Raw genomic sequence first — 22999 nt, forward strand, 5'->3', positions numbered from 1 at the left:
GGGCTACGGCCGCCGCAGCCGCAGGTCCAGCGATCCGACCGCGGCCCGGAAGGCCCGCCCCAGCCCCGGACGCGCCCGGTCGAGCACGAAACGGAACGGCGCGGTGCCGTCCGCCGCGAACGTCCACCGCACCCGTGTCCCGGTACCGGCCGGCGCCAGCCGCCACTCCTCCAGCATCGCCCGGGCGCCCGGCACGTTGGTGACGTCGACGCGGCAGGCGTACACCTCGGGCCGCTCGGCCGCCAGCACCGTCTCCACGAAACGCATACCGCCCCTGAGCCGGACCTCGCGCCCCGCCCCGTCACCGATCGGCCGGGCGAACGTCACCGCCGAGAACCAGGCCGGCCAGCCGGGCACCTCCTCGGCCAGGGCGCGGAAGACCGCGTCAGGAGCGGCCGGGACGTCCCGCGCGAAGACCAGGCGTACCGGCGCCGTCTCGACGAAGTCGAGACCCACCGGACGCAGACGGCGAGCCATGACCACCACCCCCTGGTGCGAAGCCGCGCGTGCGGACGATCGGCCGGGTGGCGCCACGATAGCCCCGCGCGCTCCGAGTGTCAGCGGGGCGGCGCCGCACGGCAGGGGGCGGCCGCGGGCCGCGCCGCGGGCGTCAGTCGGCCGCGGGCTCCGGTTCGCCCGCCACGACGAGACCGAGATGCTCGGCGACCTCCGCGCGGGCCTGTGCCGACAGGCCGGGATCGGTCACCAGCGTGTCCACCTGCTCCAGCGTCGCGAACGAACTCAGACCCACCACGCCCCACTTGGTGTGGTCCGCGACCACCACGACACGCCGTGCCGACTGCACGAGCCGCCGGTTCGTCTCGGCCTCCGCGAGGTTCGGCGTGGACAGGCCGGCCTCGGCCGATATGCCGTGCACGCCCAGGAACAGCACGTCGAAGTGGAGCGTCGCGATCGCCTGGTCGGCCACCGGGCCCACCAGCGAGTCGGAGGGCGTGCGCACCCCGCCGGTGAGCACCACCGTCGCCGCGCCCTGCCGCGCCCCCGAGGTGCGCTGCGCCACGTGGAACACGTCGGCCACCCGCACCGAGTTGGTGACCACCGTAAGATCCGGCACGTCCACCAGCCGGTGCGCCAGCGCGTACGTCGTCGTGCCGCCCGACAGGGCGATCGCGGCGCCCGGCGCGACCAGCTCCGCAGCGGCCCGCGCGATGTCCTCCTTGGCGGTGGGCTCCAGGCCCGACTTGGCCTCGAACCCCGGCTCGTGGGTGCTGGCCTCGGCCACCGGGACCGCGCCGCCGTGCACCTTCTCCAGGACGCCCTGCCGGGACAGTGCGTCCAGGTCGCGGCGGACCGTCATGTCCGACACGCCGAGCTTGCGGGTCAGCTCGTTGACCCGGACCCCGCCCCGGCGGCGCACCTCGTCCAGGATCAGGGCGCGCCGCTGCTCCGCGAGGAGGTTCGGATTCTCACTCACGTACGCTTCGGTCCTTTCGCCGCAAAACCGTCCGACACGCCGACGCACTCGCTCCGATGAGGACTTCTCCCCGCACCCGTGCGCGGACGCCCCATCCTCGCACGCCCCGCGACGGCCCGCGCCACCGCCCGCCCCGGCCGCACCGGTCACACGGATCGGGGAGATTCCGTGCCCAGGGGTGTAGGACGCCCCCGGAACGGAGATCCTTGTGCCCGCACGGACAGAGCCGACGGCGCGTCACGGGGGAGTGCGGACAGTGGAACAGGCACAGGAAAGGGCGGGGAAGGGCGGGACGACCGGGACGACCGGGGCGGACGGGACGACCGGGGCGGACGGGAGAAGCGGCACCGCCCTGGAACTCCTGGTGCACGGAGTGGGCGGCACGACACCGGCCGAGATGCTGGACGACCCGCGGACCGTGCGGATCACCGGCGACCATGTCGCGGCCGTCTTCCGGCGCACCGAGGACGCCGACGCCGAGTCCCGGCCCGAGGACTACCGGGGCCGGCCGGTGCCCGAGGCCTACGTCTGGTGCAACCTCACCTCCGGCAACGGCACCCGCGCCCTGTGGCTGCTCCTCCTGCCCTTCATGGTGGTCAACATCGCCCACTGGATGCGGCCCTCCGCCGACGGCCGGATCCGCACGGTCCGCCTCTACGGGCTGCTGCTGCGGCTCACGGGCCTCACCCTGACGGTGCTCCTGGTCGCCGCCGCCTGCGAGGTCGCCCTCGACCTCGTCGCCTGGCAGTGCGCGGGCACGCGCGCGTGCGCCGAGCGGCACTCCTGGCTGGGCTTCCTGTCGCCGGTGACGTCGGACGGCGGCTGGTGGAGCACGCCGGGCCGCAGACTCGCCCTCGCGGCCGCGGTGCCCGCCGCACTGACCGGGCTGCTCTGGTACCTGTCGCTGCGCACCTGGCGTGCGTACGAGTCCCAGCAGCCGATGGGCCGCGAGAGCGACGCCGAGGAGGACCCCCGCCACGGCGCGTTGGGCCGCCCCGGGTTCTGGTACGGACGCCGCCTGGTGGCCCGGCTGCGCGCCGCGCACACCGCCGCCGGACTGCTGACCGTCGCCGCGGGGGTCGGCCTGCCGGCGGCCCGCTTCGACCGCGGGCCGGGCGGCCCCGCGCCGCTCGACACGCTGGGGTGGGCGCTGCTCGGGGCACTGGTCGCGGGGGCGGTCGCCGTGGTCGCGGTGGTGTGCCGCCGGGGCCGCAGCGAGAACCGCCTCGACCGGGAACTCGACGCACGCCTCGTGCGCCGCCTGCCGCTCGCCGCCCTCCTCCTCTTCGTCCTCGCCCTGCTGTACGGCGGCTGGGCACGCCCGGGATGGACGTCGGAGGGCCGGCTGTCCGGGGACTCGGCCTTCGGCACCATCGCCCTGGTGCAGGGGCTGCTCGTCATCGCGCTGGCCGTGGTCGCCCACCTGCTCCACCGCAGCCGCCCCGACGCCCGCGCCGCCGTCCGGGGGCTGGGCGGTCCCGCCGTCGCCATGCTGGCCTGCGCGCTGGGCGGCGTCATGTCCGGCGGTGTCGCCCAGCGCGTCTCCGACTGGATGGACGGTACCGGCGCGTTCCTCGACGGCCCGCCCGTCCTGCTGACCTGGCAGGCGTCCGTCATCCCGCCGCTGCTCGTCGTCGTGCTGCTGATGTGCGCCGCGCTCGCCCGGCACACGCTGCGCCTCGCCCGCGCGGAACGGGACGCCGTGGAACGCGACCACCCCGGCGAGACCGGGGACGCGGGGCGCACCCGGCGCATCGCGCTCACCCGGGCCATGGCCACCCTGACCGACCGGGCGCCCCTCCTGGTCGCCATCACCTCCACCGCCACCCTGCTCCTCGGCGCCGGAGCCCTGGTGGGCGCCCTGACGACCGGACAGGTGCCGGGCGAGGCCGCGCGCGGCACGTACGCCGTCGTCCAGGGCGCCGCGCAGACCGCGCAGGAACTGGGCTCCTGGCTCATCGGCCTCGGCTTCATACTGTTCGTCACCTGGGGCAGGCGCGCCTACAAGGACGCCTCCGCGCGGCGCACCATCGGCATCCTGTGGGACGTCGGCACCTTCTGGCCGCGCGCCGCGCACCCCTTCGCACCGCCCTGCTACGCCGAGCGCGCGGTGCCCGACCTGACCTGGCGGATGGCGACCTGGACCCGTGCCACCGGCGGCCGGCTGGTCATCTCCGGGCACTCGCAGGGCAGCGTCCTCGCCGCCGCCGCGTCCTGGCAGCTCGAGCCGTCCGCCCGCAGGCGGGTCGCCCTGCTCACCTACGGCTCCCCGCTGGAGCGGCTGTACGGCCGCTGGTTCCCCGCCCACTTCGGCCCCGACGCGCTCGCCTCGCTGCACGAGGAGGTCGACTGCTGGCGCAACCTCTACCGGCGCACCGACCCCATCGGCGGCCCGATGCGGCTGCCGGGCGACGCGGGCCCCGCAGTGGACCGCGCACCCCTCAAGGACCCGCTGACGTACGGCCGCACCGAACTCCACCCGCTGCCGGCGCCGGTCCTCGGCCACTCCGACTACCAGGCCGATCCGGCCTTCGCCGAGGAACGCGCGCGGCTGCTGGCCCGGCTGCGCCCGGAGGTGCCGGCGCCGCGCCACACGGGCGGTGCGGCGGCGTCCGTCCCGGCGGCGGACGACGCGACCGGAGACTGCTGAGGCGCCGCGTGCCCGGCCCGGGCTCCGGCTCCCTACGGCAGCTCGGGCAGATCCTCGGGGTACAGCAGCGTCAGGTCGTCCGTGCTCGGGTCGGGCAGCTGGGCGACCCGGCTCGCGTGCCGCTCCACCATCGCCTCGAAGGTCTGCCGGGCGGTGCGGCCGTTGCCGAAGGCCGGGCCCTTGGGGATCTCCGTGAAGTACTTCGTCAGCGCCTCGGACGTGCCCGGCGCCAGCCGGTACTCGTGCTCGTCGGCCTGCTGCTCCACGATCCGCAGCAGCTCCCCGGCACCGTAGTCGCCGAAGGTGATGGTGCGTGAGAAGCGGGACGCCACACCGGGGTTGACGGACAGGAAGCGCTCCATCTCCGCCGTGTACCCCGCGACGATCACGACGACGGACTCCCGCTGGTCCTCCATCAGCTTGACCAGCGTGTCGATGGCCTCCTTGCCGAAGTCCCGGCCCGCGTCCTCGGGGGAGAGCGCGTACGCCTCGTCGATGAACAGCACGCCGCCGTGCGCCCGCTGGAACGCCTCCTGGGTGCGGATCGCCGTGGACCCGATGTGCTCGCCCACCAGGTCCACCCGGGACACCTCGATCAGGTGCCCCTTGTCCAGCACCCCGAGCGAGGCGAGGATCTCGCCGTACAGCCGGGCGACCGTCGTCTTGCCGGTGCCGGGGGAGCCGGTGAAGACCAGGTGCCGCTTGACCGACGCGGCCTTCAGGCCCGCCCGCTGCCGGCGCCGGCCCACCTCGATCATGTCGGTCAGCGCCCGCACCTCGCGCTTGACGCTGTCCAGGCCCACCAGGGCGTCCAGTTCGCCCAGCACGGCCTTCGAGGTCCGGGCGGGCTCCGGCGGGGCGGTGGCCGTGATCAGCGGCTCCTGCTCGGTGGTGCGCTGGCCGGGGATCGAGCCGAGCAGACCCGGGGACTGGGCCACCGTCTGCACCACCGGCTCGGGCGCGGCGGGCGCCGTCAGGCCGGTGCTCTCGTCGCTGGTGCAGTCCTCGACGAGCGGACCGGAGTCGTACGCCGTGTCGGGGCCGCCCTCCGCGAACTCGAACCCGCCGCGCGCGCACCGCTCCGTGCGGCACTTCCGCAGCGTCGTACGGCAGCCGTCGATCACGTGGAAGCCGTACCCCGCGCTGCCGGTGACCCGGCAGTTCAGGAAGCTGCCGCGGCCGCCGGCCGACACGTAGACGCCCGCCTCGGAGGGGGAGTCGACCGTGCAGCGCTCGATGGTGGGGTCGGCGCCCTTGGTGACGATCACACCGGTGCGGTTGCCGTCCAGGGTGCAGTTGTTCAGGGTGCCTCCGCTGCCGTGGTCGCGGAACCAGGCGCCGGTGGCGGCGTCCCGGATGCGGCAGTCGTCGAGCTGCGCGGTGGCCCCGTCGCTCACCGACACGGCGGTGTTGCGGACCTGGGAGAGGTCGCTGTCGACGACGTCCACGCGCGAGCCGCGGTCCAGGACGAACAGCGCGTCCGGCACGTCGTGCACCCGGCAGGAGTCGAGCACCGCGGTGGCGCCGTCGCTGACCCAGACCGCCGGGTAGTCGCCGGTGCTGTCGAAGATCTCGCACTGGTTGGCGTCCACCCGCGTGCCCGGGTCCCACACCGACAGGCCGTTGCGCCCGAACTGCCGCACGCTGGTGCGGGTCAGGGTGAGGACGGAGCGGGACCTGAGGTCGACCGCGTTCTCCGGGATGTCGTGGATGCGGCAGTCGGCGAGGGTGAGCACCGCGTCGGTGTCCAGGGTGACGCCGTCGCCGGTGGTGCGGTGCACGTCGCAGTCGGTCAGGTGGGCGGTGGCCCGGGCGGTCACCTGCACGCCGCTGCCCCGCACTTCGTAGACCTCGCAGCCCACGGCCTCGAGGGCGGAGCCCTCGCCCGTCGCCGTCAGTCCGGAACCCGCGGCGTGGTGCACCCGGCAGCGCTCGAGGCGGGGGTGGGCGCCGGAGCGCACCGCGACGCCCGCCTGACCGGCCGCGACGACCTCGCACTCCTCGAACACGCCGCCCCCGCCGTCCAGGACGGCGATGCCGACGCCGGCCGGATTGTCGACGGTGCAGCGCCGCACCGTGGGACGCGCGTCGCCGCGCACCTCTATCCCGGAGGCGGAACGCGCGACGACGCGCAGGCCCAGCAGCTCCGGTGTGCCGTCCTCGACCAGCACCGCGGGCGCCGCCGCGTCCTGGCCCTCGACGTGCAGGTCCTGGATCACCGCCGAGGCGCGCACGGTCAGCGGGACCCCGTCGGAGGGTGCGATGCGCACCGAGCCCTGAGCGCCCTCGGGGCCGCGCAGGGTCACCGCCCGCTGGACGACGAGGTTCTCCCGGTAGGTCCCGGGGGCGACGGTGAGGACGTCACCGTCGGCCGCGGCCTCCAGGGCGGCGGAGAGCGATGCGTACTCACCCGTGCGGCGCCGCCACCGCGAGGTGCCGGTGTGCGTCACCTGGACCGTGCCCTGTGCCATGGCGTTGCTGTGCCCCCACCTCGTCGTACGCGGGTCGTCGCCGATTCGGTTCGGCCGGTCCACCGTAGCGTGCGCGCAGGTGGTGAGTTGACCGGAGGCTCAAGCCCGTCAACTGCCCGCACCGGTCCTGCCCCAGTCCGGCCCCGCCCGCTCCCACTCCTGCTCCAGGCGCGCGTACCGGCGGCGCACGAGGCGCCAGACCACGGTCCGCCGGGCGGCCTCCAGGAGGGCCGCGGCCGCCACCGCGGTGCCGAGCCCGGCGAGCACGGCGTGCGTGGTCGCGGTCGCCGGGTCCAGCGGGCGGGCCACCTCGCGGCCCCGCGCGTCCGTCCATATCGCGAACCGGTCGCCGCTGCCCGGATCGTCGATGCCCACCAGGACGGGCGCCTCGTGCCGCGAGCCGTCCGGCCCCGTCCAGCCGGCCAGGACTCGGTGGCGCAGGTCTTCCCCCGAGGCACCCTCCGGGTCGACACTCAGGGGCGAACGCTCCAGCGCACGGATGACGGTGGCCGTCACCCGGTGCCGGGACTCGTGCTGTTCGCGCACCGAACGCTGGAGCGCGCCGTGTGCCGCGCCGCCCAGGAGCGCACCGACCAGGGGCGCCACGGACAGCATCAGCAGCAGCGCCGTCAGGGCCACCCAGGCCTCGGCCAGGTCGCTCGTGCGGCACAGGGGATTGCCTCGCCAGCGCCAGAGACCTCTGATCGCTCGCACGCCCGCGCCCCCTTCCCGCTCCGCTCCGCATCCCCCGCCGAGCCGTTCACGCGGAATCCGGACGGAGCGGGGCAAGCGTGCCGCCCCCGCTCGGTGGACCCTGCCGGCCGGATTCTCATGAACCTCTCACAAAGCTCAACGCGCGGACCCCGCAACGGGTTCCCGTCACCGCGCCGTTCGCCCCGGACCGGGGCCTTCGCCCGGCGGGTCCGCCCGCTCCGGGCGAACGGGCGCACGTCACTCGACGATGCGCACGGGGTCGCCGACCCGGACCGTGCCGCCGCCGAGGGGGACCAGGTTCTGCCCGAAGAGCAGTCTGCCCGCCGTGCGCCGGTGCCGGGCGAGGCTGTGCAGGGGCTCGGCGCCGCGGTCGGCGGTGGCCTGGTCGGTGGTGGTCACGACGCACCGCCCGCTCGGCTTGGCGACCCGCAGGACCACCTCGCCGACGGCAACGCGGGACCAGCGGTCCTCGGCCCAGGGCTCGGTGCCGGAGACGACCAGGTTCGGCCGGAACCGGTTCATGGGGAGAGGGCCCTCGTCCGCGTGCTCGCCCCGCGCGATCAGGGCGTTCAGGGCGTGGAGCGAGGCCGTGGTGGTCAGGAGCAGCGGGAAGCCGTCCGCGAAGGAGACGGTCTCGCCCGGCAGCGCGTAACGCGGGTCCACGGGGCGGCGGGTGGCCGGGTCGTCCAGGTGCACCAGCCGGACGTCGGCTCCGAGCAGCGCGCTGCACCAGGCGTGCGCGGCCTCGTCCTCGGCGGGCAGCGCCTCCACCTTGTCGTTGAAGAGGCGCACCGTCACCGTGCCCGCCGCGCGCGGAACCGGCACGGTGAGCGGTGCCGCGCCCGGTGCGGACAGCCGTACGCCGCCGCCGGGCAGAAGCTCGGCGGCGGCCAGGGCGAGGCGCGGCCGCGTGCGTTGCGTGACGACCTTTCCCCCGTCGTCGATCAGCATCCAGCGTCGGTCTCCGGCCGGCCCCCAGGGCTCCACGACGGCCTCCTGGAGCGACAGGCTCCGGAACGCCTTGACCGGATGGACGTGGATCGACTGCAGTCGCGCGTACCCCATGGGGTCATCGTGCCAGGTGGCACCGACAACCCCGGGGACGGCTCAGTAGCCGCGGTACTGCTGCTGGTTGTACGGGTCCTGGTACGGCGCGGGGGCCGGCCGGGGAGCCGCGGGGCGCATCGCCTCGTACCCCGCGGGGCCGGGCGCGGCCGGGCGGGGCTGCTGAGGATGCTGGGGGCCGGGGTATCCGCGCGGCGCGGACGCCTGGTGCGGGATGTACGCGGCGGGGGCCTGCTGCAGCGGGGCGGGCTGCGGGGCCTGCTGCGGATATCCGTAGGAGGGCTGCGAAGGGCCCGCCGGGAGGGCGGGCAGGGCGGACGGCAGCGCGGGCAGATGGCTGCTGCTCGGCATGTCGTACGCGGCGGGGACCCGGATCGGGGCGATCTGCGGTGTGCCCCGTTCGGCCACGAGCGAGTCGTAGATCGGGGTGTCCGGGAAGGAGGCGGAGTAGTAGCCGCCGCCATAAGTGGAGCGGGGGGAGGTCATGGCCATAAGTTAAGCCCACGATGTGCTGGTTGGGGAGACCGATAAGAGGGTTGTTTTCCGTGTCCGCAGTGACCCGGTATCCCCAATGCGAGCGAACTTGGCAAAAAGGGGCGTCATGCCGCGCTGTTTTGCGGTAAAGGCCGAGTTCCGGGCGGGATACCGGCGGTTGACCGAACCTTCTGCCGGACGCCTCTCCAAGGGCGGGCGGTCCGGAGAATAGGTTGGGTGTCGAGAAATCGACGACTCGCCGGGACACTGCCCGGCTCGGTGACACGTGATGGGGGCAGGCATGTCCATGCCGAAAGGATCGAACACCCCGGTGCCGACGACGGCACTGCGGGTCGAACTGGGCTGGCGGTCCGGCCCCGGCGTGCCAGACGCGGACGCCTCCGCCCTCCTCCTGGTGGGCGGGAAGGTCCGTTCCGACGCGGACTTCGTCTTCTACAACCAGGCGGCCCATTCCTCCGGCGCGGTCCGCCACGAGGGCAAGCGGGACGCCGGCGGCCGGGTGACCGACGGCCTGCTCGTCGACCTCGCGCGCGTGGAGCCCGCGATCGAGACCGTGATCCTCGCCGCCTCCTCGGACGGCGGCGCGTTCGGACAGGTCCCGGATCTGTACATCGAGGTCCGCGACGCCGCGCGGAACACCGTCGTCGCCCGCTTCGACAACCCGGGCGCGACCGTCGAAACCGCCTTCGTACTCGGCGAGTTCTACCGCCGGCAGGGCACCTGGAAGTTCCGCGCCGTCGGCCAGGGCTACGACAGCGGACTCGAGGGACTGGCCACCGACTACGGCATCTCGGTGGACGAGCCGCAGCACACGCCCCCGGCCGCGCCTCCCACGCCGCCGGTCCCGCCCGCTCCCGTGGCCACGACGTACCCGTCGGCACCTGCCGCACCTGCCGCACCTCCCGCGGCACGGCCGGCCGCCGCCCCGCCCCCGCCGCCCCCGGCCGCGCCCTCCTCCACCGCACCGGTCCCCCTGACCAAGGTCACGCTCACCAAGGCCGCGCCCTCCGTCTCGCTCACCAAACAGGGCGGCACCTCCGGCGCCATGCGCGTCAACCTCAACTGGCAGGTGCGCAAGCAGTTCTCGGGCTGGGCCCGCAAGCTCGGCCGCCCGGTCGCCATGCACGACGACCTCGACCTCGACCTGTGCTGCCTGTACGAACTGAGCGACGGCAGCAAGGGCGTCGTCCAGGCACTCGGCAACGCCTTCGGCGCCCTGCACCAGCCGCCGTTCATCCACCTCGACGGCGACGACCGCACCGGCGCCGTGTCGACCGGTGAGAACCTCACCATCAGCCTCGACCACCAGCGGTACTTCCGGCGCATCCTCGTCTTCGTGACCATCTACGAGGGCGCCCGCTCCTTCGCCGACCTGCACGCCACGGTCACGCTCCAGCCGCAGTACGGCGCCCCGGTCGACTTCTCGCTCGACGAGTGCACCGTGCCCTCGACGGTGTGCGCCCTCGCGCTGATCACCAACACCGGAAACGACCTCGTCGTCCAGCGCGAGGCCCGCTACCTGGTGCCCGATCGCGGGGTGAGCCCGCAGCGGACGGTCGACCACGTCTACGGCTGGGGCATGAACTGGACCCCCGGCCGCAAGTGACCCGCCCCGGGGCGGGTGCTCAGCCCTCCTCGGGCACGGCGTCCGGACGGGCGTAGGTGCGGCCCTTCCAGGCCGCGCCGCGCCCCCGGTAGTGCTGCACCGCCGAGTCGACCGTCATCAGGAGATAGAGGAACGCGGTGAACGGCAGGAGCGGCGCGAGCCACCAGGGCTGCCGGTAGTAGTGGAGCATCGGCAGATACGTCCCCGCCATCACCAGCCAGGCGGCGCCGCCCAGCACGGCCGTCGCCCCCTGCCCCGCCGCCAGGCCGACGAACACCGAGGCCGGCGGCACCAGATAGACCAGAGCCAGACCGACGACCGTTCCGGCGAGCACCAAGGGGTTGTGCCGCAGCTGCGCGTACGCGCTGCGCGAGACCATCCGCCACAGGTCGTGCAGCCGCGGATACGGGCGGACGCTGTCCACCCCGTCGGCCAGGCCCAGCCAGACCCGCCCGCCGCAGCCCTTGACCGCGCGGGCGAGAGCCACGTCGTCGATGACGGCGTGCCGGATGGCGTCCGGGATCCGCGCCCGCTCGGCGGCCCCGGTGCGCAGCAGCACACAGCCGCCCGCCGCGGCCGCCGTCCGCGTCCCCTTCCTCCCGCTCCCCGCGCCGCCGCCACCGATCCACCGGAACGGATACAGCTGGGCGAAGAAGTAGACGAAGGCGGGCACCACCAGCCGCTCCCACAGGCTCTCCACCCGCAGCCGGGCCATCTGCGAGACGACGTCGAACCCGCCGGTGCCGGCCGCCGAGACCAACGCGCGCAGACTGTCCGGCGCGTGCGCGATGTCGGCGTCCGTCAGCAGCAGGTACTCGGGTTCACGCGCGCGTGCCAGGTCGATGCCGTGCCGCACCGCCCACAGCTTGCCCGTCCAGCCCGCGGGCGGCTCCCCCGGCGAGGCCACGGTGAGCGGCAGCCCGCCGTGCCGCCGGGCCAGCTCGCAGGCCAGCCCACCCGTGCCGTCCGTGCTGCCGTCGTCGATCAGGAAGACCTCCGCCCGCCCCGGATAGTCCTGGGCCAGCAGCGAGGGCAGGCTCGCGGGCAGCACCGCCGCCTCGTCGCGCGCCGGAACGACGACACACACCGAGGGCCAGACGGCGGGTTCCTCCCGGGCCGGAAGTCTGACGTCCGTACGCCAGAAGAAGCCCCGGGCGAGCAGCAGCCACAGCCAGGCGGCGAGGGAGAGGGCTGACACGAAGGTCACGACGGTCACGACGGAAGTCCACACATCGGCGCTCACGTGCGCAGTCTGCACCACGGCACGGGCCGGCGGCGGCGCATCGTCTATGGTGGCCGGGTGAAGATCGCGCTCATGGACTCCGGAATCGGTCTGCTGGCGGCCACCGCCGCGGTACGGCGACTGCGACCGGACGCCGATCTCATCCTCTCCCTGGACCCCGACGGCATGCCCTGGGGCCCGCGCACCCCCGAGGACCTGACCGGTCGCGCCCTCGCCGTGGCCGAGGCCGCCGCCGCGCACCGTCCGGACGCCCTGATCGTCGGCTGCAACACCGCCACCGTGCACGCGCTGCCCGCGCTGCGCGCCCGGCTCGAGCCCGGGGTGCCCGTCATCGGCACCGTGCCGGCGATCAAGCCCGCCGCGGCGGGCGGCGGCCCCGTGGCGATCTGGGCGACGCCGGCCACCACGGGCAGCCCCTACCAGCGGAATCTGATCGACGAGTTCGCGGGCGGGGCGCCCGTCACCGAGGTGCCGTGCCCGGGACTCGCCGACGCCGTCGAGCACGCGGACGAGGCGGCGATCACCGCGGCCGTCGCCGCCGCGGCCGCCCTCACGCCCGACGACGTGACGACCGTCGTCCTCGGCTGCACCCACTACGAACTGGTCGCCGAGCGCATCCGCGCCGCCGTGCAGCGCCCCGACGCACCCCGCCTCGTCCTGCACGGATCCGCCGGGGCGGTGGCCGCGCAGGCGCTGCGCCGGATCGGGGTCCGGCCCGACCCCGGCGCCCCGGCCGCGGGCACCTTGACGGTGCTGCTCAGCGGACGTGAGGGCGCCCTGCCCGTACCCGCGCTGGCCTACGACGAGGGCCGGCTTCTGCACGCGGTCACCCCGGCCGGTTGACGGGCCCGTCCGCCCGGTCGGCCCAGTCACCCTGTGCGACGAGGTACCCGCGCAGCGAAACATGAGTAACCTCATATCCATGAGGCATCGCCACGGCGAGACCGTTCCCCAGCCGAACGTCTGGACCGGCCGTGCCACCAGCCGGATCCAGTGGTTCCTGGCGCTCATCGGCGCCGCCTGCGTGGCGCTCGGCATCGCCCTGGCCGTCGAATCGGCCTGGGAGTCCGGCGTCGCCCCGCTCGCCATGGCCGTCGTAGGCTGCATCGCGGCGGGACTGCTGGTCCTGTTCGGCACGCTCGCCTTCGTGCACGTCGCGCTGAGAGTTGACGAAGACTGCCTGGAAGTGCGCTGCGGCCACATCGGGGTGCCCCGTCGCCGCATCCCCCTCTCGCAGGTCGCCGGCGCCGAGTTCGCGCCGCACGTCACCCCGCGCCACTGGGGCGGCTGGGGCTACCGGTGGCGTCCCGAGCGGGGCACCGCCGTCGTCGTGCGGCGCGGGGAGGGCCTGATCCTGCGGCTGTGGGACGGCCACACCTTCACGATCACCGTGGACGACGCGGAGGCCGCCGTCCAGGTCATCAAGGACCGGCTGCGCCCGAAGGCACCGGGCCCGGCGCACTGAGCCCGGCGCACTGAGCTAGCGGCGGCGCTCCGGCCCTGCCGGTCGACAACGCCGGGGCCCGCCGGGCGACAGCGCAGGGACGCGCCGGGGGCCCGGTCGCCGGCGGCGCCGATCCTCACGGCCTCACCGGGGCCGGCGCTCAGCCCGTGTCCGTACACCCCCGCCGGGGGGGGGGGGCGGTACGCCGGGCGCCGGCTCCTCGGCGAAGGGGCGGGCCGTGGCCAGTCCCGCGAGGAGACCCGCGCCCAGCGGCACCGCGGTGAAGCTCAGCGCGTTGCCGACGGCGGCGATCGCCGCGAGCCCGGTGAGGGACACGCCCGCGGTGAGGACGACCGGGGTCGGGCGCGGCGAGCGCCACAGCGCGTACAGCACCCAGCCGAACGCCGCGGCCAGCAGCACCACCCCCACGACCCCCTCCTCGGCCGCCTGCTGCCACACCGCCGAGTGCGGCCGGCCGTCCGGCGACGGCGCCTGGGCGGCCGTGGGGCTCAGCGCCCCGAACCGGCCCGGTCCGACACCGAGGGCCACGTCCCCCCGCAGCAGGTCCAGCGCGTCGGCCCACAGCCGGACACGACGGGAGGTCAGCTGTCCCTCCAGGGCCACGGCGAGCCCGTCCGGCAGCAGGCCGCCCGGAACAGCCCAGGTCAGCCCGGTCACCGCCCCCGCGCCGAGCCCCAGCCCGGCGATCGCCGCGCCGCGGCGGCGTACCCGGCCGACTGCGAGCGAGCACAGCAGCACGGCCACACACGCGACGCAGCCCACGACCGAGCCCAGTACCGCTGCGGTCACCGCGATCCCGGCGGCCAGCAGCCGTGCCGCGGTGCGCAGAGCCGCAACCCCGCCGGCCCACGCCCCGCAGCACGCGGCGCCCGCCGACAGGGCGAGCAGGGCGGCGGTCGCCCCGGCGTGCCCGGGCGGCGCCGTGATCGCCGGTCCCGGCGCGAGACGCGGGACGGCCACCGTGAGGGCCACCCCGGCCAGCGCCGCGGCACACGGCGCGGCGACCGGCAGCAGCGCCCCGCCGATCCGTCCCGCGGCGTAACCCGCGGCCACGGCCAGCACCGCGAGCAGCACGCCCTCCGGGCGCCCGTCGCGCGCGGCCGCGGTGATCAGTGACCAGGAGGCGCAGGCGGCGAGGATCGCCATGCCCGCCGTGTCCACGCCTCCGCGTCCCCCGATGCCCGCGGCCTCGCCGGCCGCGGACGCCGTCCGCCTCGAACCCACCGTGCCCCCCGCCCCCGTCGCCCCCGACCTGACGGGCCCCGCCGCCCGGCGCATCGGGCCGGCGACCGGGGCTCGGCCACACCGTAACGGCCGGTCGGCGGATAGTGGACCGGGCGGCGCACGGTTGTGGCGAAACGTGCGGCACGGGCCGCCCCGAGCCCCTGCGACGTCCGCGGACCGTCCTGTCCGCCGCCAGGTCACCCGCCGTACACTCCGGGGGGTGACAGCCACCGCAACCTCCGTCGGCGAGTCGGACCGCACGCAGCCGCAGGCCACGACCGGCTCCCGGGCCGTCGCGCGGCTCAAGCGCCTCGTCCCGGCCGCCGCCGCGGCGCTCTCCGGAGTGCTCCTGTACGTCAGCTTCCCGCCGCGCACCCTGTGGTGGCTCGCGCTGCCCGCCTTCGCCGTCTTCGGCCAGGTCCTGCGCGGCCGCGGCTGGAAGGCCGGCCTCGGCCTCGGCTATCTCTTCGGCCTCGGCTTCCTGCTGCCGCTGCTGGTGTGGACCGGCGTGGAGGTCGGCCCCGGCCCCTGGCTCGCCCTGGCCGCGATCGAGGCGCTCTTCGTGGCGGCCGTCGGCGCGGGCGTCGCCGCGGTGTCCAGGCTGCCGGGATGGCCGGTGTGGGCGGCGGCGCTGTGGACCGCGGGGGAGGCGGCACGCGCGCGCGTGCCCTTCGAGGGCTTCCCCTGGGGGAAGATCGCGTTCGGGCAGGCGGACGGTGTGTTCCTGCCGCTCGCGGCCGTCGGCGGCACACCGGTTCTCGGCTTCGCGGTCGTCCTGTGCGGCTTCGGTCTCTGCGAGGCCGTGCGCCTGGCCCTCCGGGCCCGCCGCGGCGACGAGGTACGACGCGGTGCCGCGGCGGTGGCACTGCTCGGCGTGGCCGTACCCGTCGTGGGCGCGGTGGCCGCACGGCCGCTGGTCAGCGACGAGGCGGAGGACGGCACCGCGACCGTCGCCGTGGTCCAGGGGAACGTGCCGCGCGCGGGCCTCGACTTCAACTCCCAGCGACGCGCCGTACTCGACTACCACGCGCGCGAGACGCAGCGTCTGGCCGCCGACGTCGAGGCCGGCAAGGTGGCCCGACCCGACTTCGTGCTCTGGCCGGAGAACTCCTCCGACATCGACCCGTTCGCCAACGCCGACGCCCGCCTCGTCATCGACCGGGCGGCCAAGGCGATCGGTGCGCCCATCTCGGTCGGCGGCGTCGTGGACCGCGACGGCAAGCTGCTCAACGAGCAGATCCTGTGGGACCCGGACAAGGGCCCCGTCGACACCTACGACAAGCGGCAGATCCAGCCCTTCGGCGAGTACCTGCCGCTGCGCTCGCTCATCGGGGCGATCAACGACGACTGGACCGCCATGGTCGGCCGGGACTTCAGCCGGGGCACCGAGCCCGGCGTGTTCACCATGGCCGGCACCAAGGTAGGCCTGGTGACCTGCTACGAGGCGGCCTTCGACTGGGCCGTGCGCTCCGAGGTCACCGACGGCGCCCAGATGATCTCGGTGCCCAGCAACAACGCGACCTTCGACCGCAGCGAGATGACCTACCAGCAGCTCGCCATGTCCCGGGTCCGCGCGGTCGAGCACAGCCGGACCGTCACCGTCCCGGTGACCAGCGGCGTCAGCGCGATCATCATGCCGGACGGCAGGATCACCCAGAAGACCGGCATGTTCGTGGCCGACTCCCTGGTCCAGGAGGTGCCCCTGCGCTCCTCCGAGACGCCCGCCACCCGGCTCGGCATCGCACCCGAGATCGCCCTCGTGCTGGTCGCCGCCGGCGGACTCGGCTGGGCCGTCGGCGCCGGTGTGCGCGGTCGGCGCGCCCGCGACGTGTAGCCGTACGCCCGTCGCACGCCCCGTGACGTCGTCCGGAGCGGTCCGGCGGGCCGGTTAGGGTCGGGCACATGGCTACTCCCGAATTCATCACCGACCTGCGCGCCTCGGCCGGACACCAGCTCCTGTGGCTCCCCGGAGTCACCGCCGTCGTCTTCGACGACGAGGGCAGAGTGCTGCTCGGCCGGCGGTCGGACAACGGGCGCTGGTCGCTGATCGGAGGCATCCCGGAGCCGGGGGAGCAGCCCGCCGCCTGCGCCGTGCGCGAGGTCGAGGAGGAGACCGCCGTCCAGTGCGCCGTGGAGCGGCTGGTCCTCGTACAGGCGATGAAGCCGGTCACCTACGACAACGGCGACGTCTGCCAGTTCATGGACATCACCTTCCGCTGCCGCGCCGTGGGCGGCGAGGCACGGGTCAACGACGACGAGTCGCTGGAGGTCGGCTGGTTCGCGGTGGACGCCCTGCCGGACATCAAGGAGTTCGGGCACACCAGGATCAAGCAGGCCCTGTCCGACGCACCCACCTGGTTCGAGCCGGGCGGTTCCTCCTGAAGCACGGGGTGTGCCCATGTGGGGGCCTCACCCCGTGCCGGTGGCTCAGGCGCAGGTGACCCGCAGGTCCGCCCAGTCCGCGTGGTCGTAGTCCATGCCGTCCCCGGCGTCCGTGACCACCAGGCGGACGACGTCCGCCCCGGAGACGTCGGCGGAGAGGGCGCGGGCCGTGTCGGCGTGGGTCACCGTGCCCGTCGACGCGGCCCGGGTGCCGTCGGCCCAGACCTCGAAGACCACGCTGCCCCTGTCGCCGGACTCGTCGTCCACGCCGGCCCGCGCGGTCACCGTGGTGCACGCGCCGCCGAGGTAGTACTCGACGCTGCTCGGTGCGTGGACGCCGAGCCCCTTGGAGAACGTCGTGCCGCCGATGGTGATCGGCCCGCCGTCGCCGGCGCCGCTCTCGCCCACGCTGCGGTCCCGCTCGACGGGACCCCAGCCGTTCGACGCGCTGAGCGGATCGGCGTCCGACAGGGCGGACTCGCCCGCGGGCAGCGGCACGCCGACGCGCACCGTGACGGGTGCCGTGGAAGTGAGCCGGGTGCCGGAACGGGTGCGGTGCTCGACCGTGAGGGTCAGGTCCCGGTCGCCCGCGGCGGTGCCCGCGGGAACCGTGACGTCCCAGTCCGTCGCCAGGGTTCCGCCCGGCTTCAGGGCGCGCGCCGACGTGGCGGACCTCGGAGTGATGCGCCAGCCCTCGGGGCCGGTCAGGGCGACCCTCACCGAGTGGGCCGCGGTGCCGCCCAGGTCGGTGACCTCGGAGGTGATCCGCTCGGTCCGTCCGGCCTCGGTCACCGCGCCGCCGTCGGCGGCCACGTCCAGGGCGGGCGGGTGCTGGGCCCACTTCCGGTCGGCCTCCACCCGCAGCAGCACGGTGCCGTGCGCGGGCACCGTCGCGGCGATCGTGCCCGTCGTGTTGGTGTCACGGTGCTTCCACAGGTCCCGCACGGTGTAGCCGCGCGCCTTCGGCAGGCCGACGGCCTTCGTGGTCGTCTCGATCCGCTGCGCGCGGGAGCTCTCGTTGAACAGCGCGACCGCCCGGCTGCCGTCCGCCATCTCCTTGGACACGACCCACCGGCCGTCCTGGGAGGAGACGACCTCGCCCTGCTTGCCCAGGGGGTCCTGGTCGACGGCGACGACCTCGTCGTTGGTGAGGATCTCGAAGGCCGACTCGGGTGCCGTGCGCAGGTCGGTGCCGATCAGCAGCGGGGCGGCCATGATCGACCACATGGAGAAGTGCGTGCGGTACTCGGTGTCCGTCATGCCGCCGTTGCCGACCTCCAGCATGTCGGGGTCGTTCCATCCGCCGGGGCGCGCGTACGGGGCGAGTGCGAGGTTGGCCTTCATGATGGACGACATCGAGCTCCACGAGTCGCTGATGTCCCCGGTGGTGCGCCAGAGCTGGCCCAGGTCGCCGGCCCACTCCCAGGGCTTGTTCTGCCCCCACTCGCAGATGCTGTAGACGATCGGCCGGCCGGTCGCCGTCAGCGCGTCGCGCATGGTGGTGTAACGCTGTTTCGCGTCGACACCCTGGTTGTTGCAGTTGTCGTACTTCAGGTAGTCGACACCCCAGTCGGCGAACTGCCGGGCGTCGCTGTACTCGTGACCCAGTGCGCCGGGGAATCCGATGCTGCTGCACGTCTTGGTGCCCGCGCTGGTGTAGATGCCGAACTTCAGGCCCTTGGAGTGGACGTAGTCGGCGACGGCCTTGATGCCGTTGGGGAAGCGCTCGGGGTCGGGCACCAGCTTGCCGTCGGCGTCGCGCTCGGGGAGCGCCCAGCAGTCGTCGAGGTTGACGTACTCGTAGCCGGCGTCCTTCAGGCCGCGCTCGACGAAGAGGTCGGCGATGCCCTTGACCATCGACTCGTCGAACTCGTCCCGGCAGTGGGTGGAGTTCCAGTTGTTGAAGCCCATCGGGGGTGTGAGGGCCAGCCCTTCGTGGCCGGACGCCGCCGATGCCGGGGCCGGGGTCCGCGCCGCGGGCGGGGCGGCCTGCGCGCTCACCCCCAGTCCTCCGGCGGCGAGCAGCCCGGCGGTGATCGCGCCCAGGGCTCTGCGCCCGGTGACGCGCGGTACGCGCATGGGAAGGTGACGCATCGTTACGTTCCTCCGCGGCTCGTCGGAAGCGGCGCGTGAGGGAAGCACGCACCGTCAACGCGCGCTCACAGTAGGGGTGTTGAGGTCTGACGGAAAGAGGGAGTTCCTGGGGAATTCTGTTCTCCGGCCGTCGGCGGCGGCGTGCCGGGTGCGGAGCACGCCGGGTGCCCGGGCGGGGTGGCGCCGGGCAGCGCCTCAGCCGGCCAGGGCCGCGGCCCGCCCGCGCAGGGCGTTCACCAGGGCCGCGGACGGCGGTGTGCCCCGGTCCGGCAGCGACACCAGGTTGACGCGCCGTACTTCCTCCGCGACGCCCGTGACGTCCACGAAGCGCACACCGGGCGGGACGACGGGCAGCAGGGCCGGTGTGGCGGTGGTGATGCCCGCCCCGGCCGCGACCAGGTGCAGCTTGGTCAGCCAGTCGCGGGCGGTGTGGGCGATCCGGGGCCGGCCGGGCAGCCCGGGCCAGACACCGAGAAGCGGCTCACCCGCGCCGCCGGGACCGGCGATCCAGGGTTCGGCGGCGATGTCCTCCACGTCGGCCGTACCGCGGTCGGCGAACCGGCTGTCCGCCGGGACCGCCAGGGCCAGGCGCGTCTCCAGCAGCGGCTCGACGCGCAGCGGCGGGGCGTCCGTGTCGGGGGAGCGGTGCGGGGGACGGGAGGTCAGGAGCGCGAGGTCGAGGGCGCCGCTGCGCAGCGCGCGGACCAGCGCCGGAGTGCTCCCCTCCCGCGTCGTCACCCGCACGCGCGAGCCTTCCCGGCGCAGCGCCGTCAGCGCGTCGGCCACCATCACCGCGCCCGCGGCGGGGAAGTACCCCAGCCGGACCCGGCTCGTGGGGTCCTGGGCCCCGCGCAGTTCCCGGTCGGCCGCCTCCAGCGCGTCCAGGGCGGCGACGGCGTGGCGCAGCAGGGCGCGGCCCGCGCCGGTGGGCCGCACGCCGCCGGGGAAGCGGTCGAAGAGCCGGGCGCCCGCCGCCTGTTCCAGCGCGGCCACCTGCCGGGAGACCGCCGACTGCGTGTACCCGAGGCTGCGCGCGGCCGCCGTGAAGGTGCCCCGGTCCGCCACCTCGCGCAGCACCCGCAGCCCGACCAGCGTCACATCGGCCATGCTCATGAGCCCACAGCATATCCAGCATGCCAGACATTCACTGTCGGAATGGCCGGCGGCCTCCTAGCGTCGATGACATGCCTTTGATCAGCATCTCCCTGCGCCGGGGAACCACGCCCGAGCACCGTCGTCTCGTCTCCGAGGCGCTCCACGAGTCCATGGTCGAGGTCCTGAAGATCCCGCGGGACGACCAGTTCCACGTCTTCCACGAGGTCACGGACGACAACTTCGTCATGCAACCGGTGGTGTTCGGCATACCGCGCAGCCGGCGAACCCTGTTCATCCAGCTGTCCTTCAACCAGCGCGGCGCGGAGCAGAAGGCGGAACTCTTCCGGGCGATCGTCGACAACCTCCGGCTGCGCGCGGGCGTTCCCGCCGAGGACGTCATGCTGATGGCCGTCGAGACGGCGCGGGAGAACTGGTGGGCCGCCGGCCGCACCGTCGATCCCGTCACCGGCTACGACGCGCGCATGACCGACGTGCCCGACGTGCCCCTGCCCGGCGTCCGCGGGGGCTCGGGCCGGTAGGCGGCCGCGGTCCTCCTCACCCACCCGCGCCACCGGGCGGCTGCCGTGCCCCGCCCGGTGGCGCAGTGCTCTGCCGTACGACGAGGTGGGTCGCCAGCTCGATGCGCCGGCCCGCGCGGCCGGGGTCGTCCGGGTGGAAGAGCATGCGGGTGGCTTCCTCGGCCATGTGCCGCAGCGGCTGGTGGACGGTGGTCAGCGGCGGGCTGGACCACTGGGCCAGCGGCACGTCGTCGTAGCCGACGACCGACAGGTCCTGAGGGACCCTCAGGCCCGTGACCCGGGCCGCCTCCAGCACGCCCAGCGCCTGGAGGTCGCTTCCCGCGAAGACCGCCGTCGGCCGGCCGGGGTCCGCGAGCAGGGCCATGCCGTGCTCGAAGCCGCTCTCCACGCTGTAGTCGCCGTACCGGACCAGCGCCGGGTCGATCGGCAGGCCCGCCATCGTCATCGCCGAGCGGTAGCCGTCGAGCCGGGCCAGTGAGCACAGCATGTCCTCGAACCCGGTGATGATCGCGACGCGTTCGTGTCCGTGGTCGGTGAGGTGGCGGGTGGCCGCCAGCCCCCCGGCCCAGTTGGCGGAGCCGACGGACGGAACGTCGGGGTCGGGGTCGCCGGCCGGGTCGACGATGACGAAGGGGATGTTCCAGGCGCGCAGCCGCTGCTTGACCTCGGCGGGGAGTGAGGAGAAGACCAGCACGACCCCCAGCGGCCTGCGCCTGAGCACGCCGTCGATCCAGTCCGGCGCGGGGGCGTGCCGGGTGCCGCTGCGGGTGAGCACGACCTCGGTCCGGTTGGCCTTGGCGACGTCCTCCACGCCCCGGACGAGCTCCATCGCCCACACGCTGTCCAGCTCGTGGAAGACGAGTTCGACCAGCGGCGAGCGCGGTCGGCCCGCGGTCCGGCGGCGGTAGCCGTGCACCTCGAGGAGTCGCTCCACCCTGGCCCGGGTGGTGCGGGAGACATCCGAACGACCGTTGAGGACCTTCGAAACTGTCGGCGGAGAGACCCCCGCCTCTTTCGCAACCTCGGCCAGGGTCACCCTGGCTCCCACCTCAACTTCATCGTGCATGCACGCAGGATAGGCCATGGGGTCGACCATGCGATCGATAACGTTTTGAGTCGGCAGGCGCACGGCCATTGACCCGAAATCCCCTCTCACTTTACTGTCCGACCAGCATGGACTTTCGGTGATGGTGCCGAAACTTTCGAAAGGCGAACGATGAAGACACGTGCGCGCTTGCCCAGACTGGTCGCCACCGGTGCGACGCTCGCCCTGGCGCTGAGCCTGTCGGCCTGCGGTGACGGGAGCGGCGGGGCGTCGTCGGACGACGGCAAGATCCATGTCCTGGTCTACGGGGACGCCAGCAACAAGGTCGAACAGCAGATCGTCGACACCTTCAACAAGACGTCCGACGTCAAGGCGGTGCTCGACACCATCCCCGGGGCCGACTACCAGACGAAGCTCCAGACGATCATCAACACCCCGCAGGCCCCGGACGTCTTCTTCAACTGGGGCGGGGGCAGCATCAAGCCGTTCGTCAAGGCGGACCTGCTGCTGCCGCTCGACGACTTCATCAAGAAGGACCCGGGCCTCAAGGACAAGTTCCTCCCGTCCGTCTTCAACAGCGCCGTCGTCGACGGGAAGCCGTACGGCATTCCGATGCGCGGCACCCAGCCGGTCCTGCTCTTCCACAACAAGAAGGTCCTCGAGGACGCGGGCGTCCAGCCGCCGAAGACCTGGGACGAGCTGCTCGCCGCCGTGGACAAGCTCAAGGACGCGGGCGTCACCCCGATCGCGCTCGGCGGCGGCGACGTCTGGCCCACCCAGATGTGGTTCCAGTACCTCTACGACCGCATAGCCGGTCCCGAGCTGTTCGCGAAGGCCGTCGGCGGCGACAAGAGCGCCTGGGAGAGCGCGGACAGCAAGAAGGCGCTGGACATGATCAAGGAGCTCGTCGACTCCGGAGCCTTCGGCAAGAACTACGACTCCGTCAAGTACACCAACGGCGGCTCGGTCCAGCTGGTGGCCTCCGGCAAGGCCGGCTTCGAGCTGATGGGCTCCTGGTACTACTCCCAGCAGCTCACGGACCACAAGGAGTTCGCCGAGAAGGACCTCGGCTACACCGCCTTCCCGGCCGTCGCGGGCGGCAAGGGCGACCCGGCCAACCTGGCCGGCAACACGAACAACTACTACTCGGTGATGAAGAAGACCAAGCACCCCGAGGCCGTCGCCGAGTTCCTGAAGCTCATGTACTCCGACGAGTTCGTCAAGGCGCAGCTGGACATCGGCAACCTGCCGACCACGACCAACACCGACAAGTTCATCGACAGCTCGGGCACCCCCGAGTACTCGCGCTTCCAGTACGACCTGGTCTCCGACGCCCCGAACTTCCAGCTGTCCTGGGACCAGGCCTACCCGCAGAAGGCCAGCTCGGACCTGCACAAGGCCATCCAGCAGTTCTTCAACGGACAGCTCGACACGGACGGCTTCATCAAGGCCATGCAGGCCCTCCCGACCGAGTGA

Annotated in this window: 19 protein-coding genes; 8 read left to right on the plus strand and 11 right to left on the minus strand. The window is 73.9% G+C overall.

Going from position 1 to position 22999, the window contains the following annotated elements:
* Nucleotides 1–3: 3 nt before the first annotated feature.
* Nucleotides 4–477, minus strand: a complete 474-nt coding sequence (locus OHA99_RS32885) for an SRPBCC family protein (protein ID WP_153181081.1) — start codon at nucleotides 475–477, stop codon at nucleotides 4–6.
* A gap of 133 nt (nucleotides 478–610) precedes the next feature.
* Nucleotides 611–1435, minus strand: a complete 825-nt coding sequence (locus tag OHA99_RS32890) for a DeoR/GlpR family DNA-binding transcription regulator (RefSeq protein ID WP_007446863.1) — start codon at nucleotides 1433–1435, stop codon at nucleotides 611–613.
* A 256-nt stretch (nucleotides 1436–1691) separates the two neighbouring features.
* Here OHA99_RS32890 and OHA99_RS32895 point away from each other — a divergent pair, with 256 nt between their 5' ends.
* Nucleotides 1692–4085: a hypothetical protein gene (locus OHA99_RS32895; protein ID WP_405698526.1), complete on the plus strand. Its 2394-nt coding sequence runs from the start codon at nucleotides 1692–1694 to the stop codon at nucleotides 4083–4085.
* Between the two features lie 32 nt (nucleotides 4086–4117).
* Here OHA99_RS32895 and OHA99_RS32900 read toward each other — a convergent pair whose 3' ends face one another.
* The 4 genes from OHA99_RS32900 to OHA99_RS32915 form a co-directional block, all read right to left on the minus strand.
* The gene (locus tag OHA99_RS32900) at nucleotides 4118–6556 is read right to left on the minus strand and encodes a right-handed parallel beta-helix repeat-containing protein (protein WP_194280187.1); all 2439 of its coding nucleotides are present in this window, start codon (nucleotides 6554–6556) and stop codon (nucleotides 4118–4120) included.
* Between the two features lie 108 nt (nucleotides 6557–6664).
* Entirely contained in the window at nucleotides 6665–7270 is a 606-nt protein-coding gene (locus tag OHA99_RS32905) for a hypothetical protein (protein WP_366472841.1), read from the minus strand.
* 237 nt (nucleotides 7271–7507) lie between these two features.
* Nucleotides 7508–8335 (minus strand): MOSC domain-containing protein, encoded by an 828-nt coding sequence (locus OHA99_RS32910; protein WP_282879779.1) that lies wholly within the window; start codon nucleotides 8333–8335, stop codon nucleotides 7508–7510.
* A 42-nt stretch (nucleotides 8336–8377) separates the two neighbouring features.
* Nucleotides 8378–8821: a DUF6643 family protein gene (locus OHA99_RS32915; RefSeq protein WP_164385725.1), complete on the minus strand. Its 444-nt coding sequence runs from the start codon at nucleotides 8819–8821 to the stop codon at nucleotides 8378–8380.
* Nucleotides 8822–9116: 295 nt separating this feature from the next.
* Between OHA99_RS32915 and OHA99_RS32920 the strand changes: the two genes are divergently transcribed.
* A complete protein-coding gene (locus OHA99_RS32920) occupies nucleotides 9117–10436 on the plus strand; it encodes a TerD family protein (protein WP_366472872.1) in 1320 nt (439 codons plus the stop codon).
* Nucleotides 10437–10455: 19 nt separating this feature from the next.
* Here OHA99_RS32920 and OHA99_RS32925 read toward each other — a convergent pair whose 3' ends face one another.
* Nucleotides 10456–11679: a glycosyltransferase gene (locus tag OHA99_RS32925; RefSeq protein WP_381502581.1), complete on the minus strand. Its 1224-nt coding sequence runs from the start codon at nucleotides 11677–11679 to the stop codon at nucleotides 10456–10458.
* 57 nt (nucleotides 11680–11736) lie between these two features.
* Here OHA99_RS32925 and OHA99_RS32930 point away from each other — a divergent pair, with 57 nt between their 5' ends.
* Entirely contained in the window at nucleotides 11737–12522 is a 786-nt protein-coding gene (locus tag OHA99_RS32930; RefSeq protein ID WP_366472842.1) for an aspartate/glutamate racemase family protein, read from the plus strand.
* A 79-nt stretch (nucleotides 12523–12601) separates the two neighbouring features.
* Nucleotides 12602–13144, plus strand: a complete 543-nt coding sequence (locus tag OHA99_RS32935; protein ID WP_042825663.1) for a hypothetical protein — start codon at nucleotides 12602–12604, stop codon at nucleotides 13142–13144.
* Nucleotides 13145–13267: 123 nt separating this feature from the next.
* Here OHA99_RS32935 and OHA99_RS32940 read toward each other — a convergent pair whose 3' ends face one another.
* Entirely contained in the window at nucleotides 13268–14290 is a 1023-nt protein-coding gene (locus OHA99_RS32940) for an O-antigen ligase family protein (protein ID WP_405699030.1), read from the minus strand.
* Between the two features lie 298 nt (nucleotides 14291–14588).
* Between OHA99_RS32940 and lnt the strand changes: the two genes are divergently transcribed.
* Both lnt and OHA99_RS32950 read left to right on the plus strand, forming a co-directional pair.
* Entirely contained in the window at nucleotides 14589–16202 is a 1614-nt protein-coding gene (gene lnt, locus OHA99_RS32945; RefSeq protein WP_282879777.1) for an apolipoprotein N-acyltransferase, read from the plus strand.
* 68 nt (nucleotides 16203–16270) lie between these two features.
* Nucleotides 16271–16750 carry an NUDIX domain-containing protein gene (locus tag OHA99_RS32950; protein WP_153181091.1) on the plus strand — a complete coding sequence of 160 codons (480 nt, stop codon included), beginning with the start codon at nucleotides 16271–16273 and terminating at the stop codon, nucleotides 16748–16750.
* A gap of 45 nt (nucleotides 16751–16795) precedes the next feature.
* On the opposite strand, the gene OHA99_RS32955 is transcribed toward OHA99_RS32950, so the two are convergent.
* Together OHA99_RS32955 and OHA99_RS32960 are read right to left on the minus strand one after the other, a co-directional pair.
* Nucleotides 16796–18844, minus strand: a complete 2049-nt coding sequence (locus OHA99_RS32955) for an NPCBM/NEW2 domain-containing protein (RefSeq protein WP_405698527.1) — start codon at nucleotides 18842–18844, stop codon at nucleotides 16796–16798.
* A 195-nt stretch (nucleotides 18845–19039) separates the two neighbouring features.
* The gene (locus tag OHA99_RS32960) at nucleotides 19040–19957 is read right to left on the minus strand and encodes a LysR family transcriptional regulator (RefSeq protein ID WP_228126250.1); all 918 of its coding nucleotides are present in this window, start codon (nucleotides 19955–19957) and stop codon (nucleotides 19040–19042) included.
* Nucleotides 19958–20028: 71 nt separating this feature from the next.
* Between OHA99_RS32960 and OHA99_RS32965 the strand changes: the two genes are divergently transcribed.
* Nucleotides 20029–20478 carry a tautomerase family protein gene (locus OHA99_RS32965; protein ID WP_153181093.1) on the plus strand — a complete coding sequence of 150 codons (450 nt, stop codon included), beginning with the start codon at nucleotides 20029–20031 and terminating at the stop codon, nucleotides 20476–20478.
* Between the two features lie 16 nt (nucleotides 20479–20494).
* Here OHA99_RS32965 and OHA99_RS32970 read toward each other — a convergent pair whose 3' ends face one another.
* Nucleotides 20495–21544 carry a LacI family DNA-binding transcriptional regulator gene (locus tag OHA99_RS32970; RefSeq protein WP_194280347.1) on the minus strand — a complete coding sequence of 350 codons (1050 nt, stop codon included), beginning with the start codon at nucleotides 21542–21544 and terminating at the stop codon, nucleotides 20495–20497.
* Between the two features lie 150 nt (nucleotides 21545–21694).
* Here OHA99_RS32970 and OHA99_RS32975 point away from each other — a divergent pair, with 150 nt between their 5' ends.
* Nucleotides 21695–22999, plus strand: coding sequence for an ABC transporter substrate-binding protein (locus OHA99_RS32975; RefSeq protein WP_153181094.1), 1305 nt, complete (start codon nucleotides 21695–21697; stop codon nucleotides 22997–22999).

The organism is Streptomyces coelicoflavus (assembly GCF_045041415.1).
Taxonomy (GTDB): Bacteria; Actinomycetota; Actinomycetes; order Streptomycetales; family Streptomycetaceae; genus Streptomyces; species Streptomyces coelicoflavus.